The sequence below is a fragment of the uncultured Maritalea sp. genome, from assembly GCF_937139385.1.
In the GTDB taxonomy this organism is placed as follows: domain Bacteria; phylum Pseudomonadota; class Alphaproteobacteria; order Rhizobiales; family Devosiaceae; genus Maritalea; species Maritalea porphyrae_A.
Map to the genome: position 1 here is coordinate 1 of NZ_CAKZPW010000216.1, position 6,800 is coordinate 6,800.

At 51.5% G+C, this 6,800-nt stretch carries 3 protein-coding genes; all 3 read right to left on the minus strand.

The window, feature by feature from the left end; translation table 11 throughout:
- The coding region (murJ, locus tag Q0231_RS09240) for a murein biosynthesis integral membrane protein MurJ (RefSeq protein ID WP_299347302.1) at positions 1-1,628 on the minus strand (1,628 nt) is incomplete at its 3' end.
- A complete protein-coding gene (locus Q0231_RS09245) occupies positions 1,625-4,453 on the minus strand; it encodes a [protein-PII] uridylyltransferase (RefSeq protein WP_299347304.1) in 2,829 nt (942 codons plus the stop codon). The genes Q0231_RS09245 and murJ, both read right to left, overlap by 4 nt.
- Positions 4,413-6,800 (minus strand): DNA mismatch repair protein MutS (gene mutS, locus Q0231_RS09250; RefSeq protein ID WP_299347305.1); only part of this gene is annotated, 2,388 nt, incomplete at its 5' end. The genes mutS and Q0231_RS09245, both read right to left, overlap by 41 nt.

Consider the following 6,800-nt stretch of genomic DNA (forward strand, 5'->3'; position numbering starts at 1 on the left):
GGCACCCGATTGGCCGCAAAGCGGTATTCATTACGCGCTGGCTGGGCGGCCTGTTCCGCTGGAAAGTGAAGCAGGCGTCGTTTGATCTGCGTCGTCGTGAAGAGGCGCTGAATGCCAAAAAGGTGCAAGAGAAAAAAATAGCTGCCTGCACCGACAAAAACCAAAACCGAAAGAGCCGATGCCCGCCACCACAATGGGAATTGTTCAACGACAAATTGCGGGCTTAAAAAGTCAGCCGCAAAGTACAAGATAGCGCCCATAATTGCGCTGATCGCCATTAGGGAAAACGTGCGACCAAGCGCTGATAGTGGCAGCATGAGTTCGCGCCAAAAGGCCAGCGTCATAATGAGCATAATGACATTGGCCCAACCGGAAATGGTGGTGGCCCAGGCGATCCCCACATGGCCTAAACGAGGAAATAAGAGAAGGGAGAAGCCAATATTAAGCACTACCGAAACGGCGGCAAATATGGCCGGGGTTCTGGTATCTTCGCGCGCGAAATAGCTGGGTTGAAACACTTTGACCAAAACAAAAGCAGGGAGCCCCAGTGCAAAAACCTGCAAGGCCTGTGCGCTTTGGTTGGCGGCTTGTCCATCAAAAGCGCCACGTTGGAACAAAGTAACAAGCAATGGGTTGGCGATCACATACAATCCCACCGCGGCTGGCAAGGTCAGCATCAACCCAAAAAACAGGCTTTTTGATTGCACATTGGCCGCTTTTTGTTGCTCACCTGATTTCAACAGGCGGGACAATTCGGGCAACAAAACAATGCCAATGGCGATGCCAATCATCCCCAATGGCAATTGATAAAGTCGATCAGCGTAATAAAGATAGGCGATGGCACTTTCTTGGGAAGACGCAATATTGGTGCCCACCAAAATGTTGATTTGGGTGACCCCGCCCGTCAGGATGGCAGGGATGGCAAGGGCCCAGAATTTTTTGAGGTCATTGTCGATTTTTGGCACAGTTAATCCGGGGAAGAACCCCGTTTGTTTGAGGGCCCAAGCAACCAAGCCGATTTGTGCTATCCCGCCCACCAGAACGCCACAAGAAATCACAATGGCTGCGAAACGCGTGTCGTGGGCGACAAACACCAAATACCCGAGCACCGCAACCAACACCACATTGAGTAGGGTTGGGGCCAGAGCGGCGAGGAAAAATTTGCGCAACCCGTTCAAAATAGCACCATAGGCAGCCATCAGCGACATGCAGGCCAAATAGGGGAAACAAATGCGCGCCAGCAAAACCGTTAAGTCAAACTTTTGCTGATCATCCGCAAACCCTGTGGTCAGCACCAATATGAGTTGTGGCATAAAAATCTCTGCCAGCAAGGTCAGCGCCAGCAAGATATATATGAGCGACGAAACGATATTGGCAGAAAAGCGTCTGGCTTCTTCTTCGCCCTTTTGTTCCAAGGCTTTGGCAAAAAGGGGAATGAAGGCGGTGTTGAACACACCTTCGGCCAAAATCCGCCGAAACATATTGGGTAAGCGAAAGGCGGCGACAAATGCATCGGCCACCGGGCCAGCGCCAAGTATACCCGCCATCATAATATCGCGCGCAAACCCAAGCAGGCGCGACAATAGAGTTGCCCCGCCAACGCTTGCAAAGTTCTTTATCAGGCTCACGCGCTCAACTCTTGGCTTTTTTTCTTGGCTGGTTTTGTGCCATTTTTTTGCTCAAAGGTTTCAATCAGTGCCTCTTTGATCTTTTTCTGACGCCGTTCATCGACAACCTTCATGCCTGTAAGGTCGGTGACATAGAACACGTCAATCGCGCGCTCGCCAAATGTACCAATGTGCGCGGACCCAATGGTTAAATTGAGATCGGCAATGGTTTTGGTCAAATCGTGCAACAGGCCCGAGCCATCCAAACCAGACACTTCGATCACGGTGAATTTGCGAGAAAGCGAGTTGGAAATAATCACATCTGTTGGGACTTTGAACGGCTTTAACCGCTTGTTGAGTTTGGACCCGGCGCCCAATTCGTCTGGCAAGCGTTTTTCGCCGCTTAAAAGCTTTTGCACCATTTCAATGATTTTGAGCGCGCGAATGCGCTCATCTTCATCCGAGGTGAAGCTGCGCTTCAAGCGTAAGGTATCTAGGGCTTTACCGTCCCGCATTAGGGTGATCTGAGCGCCCATAATGTCCGCATTGGACAATGTACAAGCCCCCGCAATCATTGAAAGCAAGCGCGGGTGATCTGGGGTATAGATCGAAATTTCGGTGACCGCTTCAAAGCTGTTGATCCCCACACAACCAGCAAATGGCTGACCGAGTTGATTGGCTTTGCGGATCATATGCGCGTGATCAATTTGCAACTGGAATTCTGAGCGAATCCAATAGGCTGGATAATGTAGATCCAAATATTCGTCCGCTTGGGCTTTTGGCCAGTCCCGCAAGGCTTGGGCCAAACGCTCTTTGGCGGCCAAGGTGCGATCCGCTTGGCTAATCTGAGAGTGCCCGCCGGACAAAATTGGCTCGGTGGCATAATAGAGCGCGCGCAACAAAGAGCCCTTCCACCCGGTCCATACACCGGGGCCAACCGCGCGAATATCGCAAGCGGTAAGCACCAGCAATAGGCTCAATCTTGCTGGACTTTGAGCGATTTGGGCAAAATTTAAGGCGGTTTCTGGGTCTTGCACATCTCGGCTTTGGGAAATTTCGCTCATCACCAAATGCTGCTCGATGAGCCAGGCGACTGTATCGGTTTCAGCTTCCGTTAGGCCAAAACGCGGACAAAGGCGACGGGCCACTTTTGCCCCGGCAATAGAATGGTCTTCTGGTCGGCCCTTGGCGATATCGTGCAAGAATAGCGCCACAAACAGCAGTTTAACATCCGCCAAATGGGGCAGTAATTCATGGGTTAGGGGCAACTCGTCTTTTAGGCCACCCTGCACAATCTCGGCCATGACGCCCACGGCACGGATCAGGTGCTCATCCACTGTATAATGATGATACATGTTGAATTGCATCAACGCCACGATACGGCCGAACTCGGGCACGAAACGCCCCAAGACCTCAGCCTCATTCATGCGGCGCAAAATGCGCTCAACAGAAGGTGCGTGGGTGAGGATTTCAAGAAAATAGCGGTTCGCTTCAGGATCTGTTCGCAGCTCTTTGTCGATCAATTTGCGGGAACGGTTAATCTGCTTCAGACTGTCGGGGTGGAATAAAATGCCTTCCTGACCCGCGATGTAAAAGATCTTGATGAGATTAATTGGGTTGTTGGCAAAAACATCATCATCAACAATATTCAGGCGACCTCGGTCGATCACAAAGTCGGTTTCGCCTTTAATTTTGCGGCGTCGGGATAGGGTTTTGCGCATGCGCCCCAGCATGTCGACGTCTTTGGCGTGATTAAACTCAAGTGAAGTACAAAAAATCCGTGTGAGGTCACCGACGTCTTTTGCCACCGCAAAATAGCGCTTCATTAAGCGCTCGACGGGTTTCAGCCCGGCGCGGCCCGTAACATTAAGGCGATTTGCCAGTTCTTGCTGCAGCTCAAAGCTGAGCTTTTCTTCGGCTCGGCCGGTGAGAAAATGCAAGTGACAGCGAATGGCCCACAAAAAGTCTTCAGAGCGGCGGAAACGGCGGTATTCGGTTTTGGAGAATACGCCACGTTTGATCAATTCGGCGCTTTTTTTGACGCGGTAAAAATATTTAGCGATCCAAAACAGCGTGTTGAGATCGCGAAGGCCACCCTTGCCTTCTTTGATATTTGGTTCAACTACAAAGCGGGTATTGCCGATTTTCTCATGCCGTTCATCGCGCTCTGCCATTTTTGCCGCAATAAACTCAGGGCCGCTATCCGCCATGATTTCTTCGGCAAAACGGGTTTGCAACTCAACAAACAAATCTTTGTCGCCCGTTATGTGGCGCGCTTCCAGCGTTGCGGTGCGCACGGTCATATCCGCTTTTGCCATGCGCAAGCACTCATCGATTGAGCGGACAGCATGGCCCACTTTTTGGCCCAAATCCCAAAGCAAATAGAGCACATATTCTGTGACGCTTTCGCCCCAGGGGGTTTGCTTATAGGGCAGGATAAACAATAGATCGATGTCAGAACCTGGTGCCAGGGTGCCCCGGCCATAGCCCCCTACCGCAGAAATCGACAGAGCTTCCGCGTCAGACCGGTTGGTCACGGGATAGACATATTCCGAAGCGAAGCGGAACGCCATTTTGATCAATTCGTCTTGGGCTTTATTGAGGTTTTTTGCACAAGCGCGGCCGCGCCCATTTGCAATCAGATCCGCTTCTGCTTCGCGATGGGCAGTGGCTAAAATCTCTTTTGCCTTTTTGAGCACAACAGCCCTTGCTTTAGACCCGGCCGGGTTTTCGTCACCAATTTCAAGCAAGATTTCGCTGATGACGACATCAGCTTTAGCAAGTGTAAACTGCAAATTTGGGCGACTAGCGTTCGGCATGTTTTTGGCTAAGCTTTTTGAGTTCATAGAGTAAATCGATCGCCATACGCGGCGTCAATTCATCTGGATTGATTTGGTTGATACGGTTTTGCAGCAAATTGTCAGTTTTTGGTTTCGGTTCGGGGCGACGCTGAGCAAATAGGGGCAATTGCGCCACGCCCGATGCCACGTCATTTGTCTCCCGCTTTTCCAAAATATCAAGCACTTCTTGCGCCCGCTCAACCACATGGGTGGGCAGGCCGGCCAATTTTGCCACTTGAATACCATAAGAGCGATCAGCAGTGCCATTTGCCACCTCATGCAAAAAGACCACATCGCCTTCCCATTCACGCACTTTCATGGTGTGGTTTGACACACGATCCAGACGATCCGAAAGGGCGGTCAATTCGTGGTAATGGGTGGCGAACAAAGCCCGACAGCCTGTGTTTTCATGCAAAGCTTCAACAGCGGCCCAAGCAATGGAAAGCCCATCAAATGTGGCGGTGCCGCGCCCAATTTCGTCCAAAACCACCAGAGAAGAAGCCGTGGCGCGATTCAGAATAGCAGCTGTTTCGACCATTTCGACCATAAAGGTTGAGCGGCCATGAGCGATATCATCAGCTGCACCAACCCGAGAAAACACCCGATCTATTACCCCAATATGGGCAGCGCTTGCGGGCACAAAGGAACCCATTTGCGCCATGATGGCAATGAGGGCGTTTTGGCGCAAGAAGGTCGACTTACCACCCATATTTGGACCTGTGATTAGCCAGAGCGCGCCATTTGCCTGCTCACCCTTTGGCGAAAGGTCGCAATCATTTGCCACAAACGAGGTTTTGCCACCTTTGGCGAGCATCACTTCAACAACCGGGTGTCGACCATCCTTGATTTCAAAAGCATTGCCTTTGTCGATTTTTGGCCGACAGTAGTTTTGCTCAAGCGCCAGTTGGCCTAAGGCAACACAAACATCAAGTTCAGCCAAGGCGTCGGCCAATTCTTGCAGTGCAGAAGTGCGGTCCAAGATAATCGTACGCAACTGCTCAAATATCGAGAGTTCTATGGCTAAGGCAGCGTCACTTGCGTGAGTAATTTTACCTTGTAATTCAGATAGTTCACTCGTATTAAACCTTACAGCATTGGCTAGGGTTTGCCGATGAATAAAGGTCTGATTGAGCGGTTCGGCCATGAGCTTGTTGCCATGACTTGCAGGCACTTCAACAAAGAATCCCAAGACGTTGTTGTGCTTTACTTTGATCGCTTTAATGCCGGTCTCATCGGCATAGCGAGCCTGAAGGGCTGCAATGACCTGCCGGCTTTGCGTGGCGAGCTTGCGGAATTCGTCCAATTCAGGATCAAACCCTTGGCGCACAAATCCGCCGTCGCGGGGCAACATGGGCACATCGTCTTGCAGCCGCTCTGCGATTTGCACCGCTAAATCTTTGGGGGCATTTGAAAGCACATCTATCAATTGCTGATTGCCGGCGCTTGGGCGATCCAGCGCAATCAGTTCTTGAGATAATTCAACGGCGCCGGAAATGGCTGCATGAATGGCCAGCATTTCGCGGGGTCCACCGCGCCCAAGTGCCAAACGCGTAAGACCGCGCACAATGTCTGGGGTTGATTTTAGTTTTTGGCGCACGAGCGACGTAACCAAACTATTGTCGAAGAAATCACCCACCATATTGTGGCGCTCAACAATGGCCGCCGGATCGCACAAGGGAGCGCTGAGGCGCGCCGACAGCAGGCGCGAACCCGCTGAGGTGATGCATTTGTCCATAGTGGCACGTAAAGCGCCTTTGGTTTCGCCCCGGTTGGTGCGCAACAACTCAAGTGACATGCGGGTTGCCGCATCGATTTGCATGAGTTTTTCACCTGCACGCTGGGGCAAGCGCAAGGGCACTTTTGCGCCCTTTTGGGTTTGATCTATATAGCTGATCGCCGCTGCTAATGCTGAGCGTACAATGCGAGACTGCCCTAAAAGCGGGCCTGCGGCTTCGCCAAAAGTTTTGTGCAACACATCTGTTGCTGCTTCGGAATTGAAAAGATCAGCCGATTGCACGGCCAATTGACCCGAAAAGGCAATGGGCAACAAATTGTTTTGAATGATGAAGCGGTGCGTTTGCTCTGCAACAATTAACTCTGTTGGTTCAATGCGCGCCAACTCATCGCTTAGCTGCTCAGCGCTCACATCACAAAAGAACATTTCGCCCGTTGAAATATCCGTGTAGCAAATTGCAAAATCGGCATCGCCATGCTGGATCATGGCAAGGCTAGCCAAATAATTGTTGGCCGCGCTATCCAGCAGATCATCCTCGGTGAGCGTTCCCGCTGTGACCAGCCGCACAACGTCGCGTTTTACGACAGATTTCGCGCCGCGCTTTTTTGCCTCCGCTGG

Coding starts and splice junctions, on each gene's coding strand:
- Q0231_RS09245 (WP_299347304.1), bottom strand. CDS start 4,453: ATGAACTCAAAAAGCTTAGCCAAAAACATGCCGAACGCTAGTCGCCCA.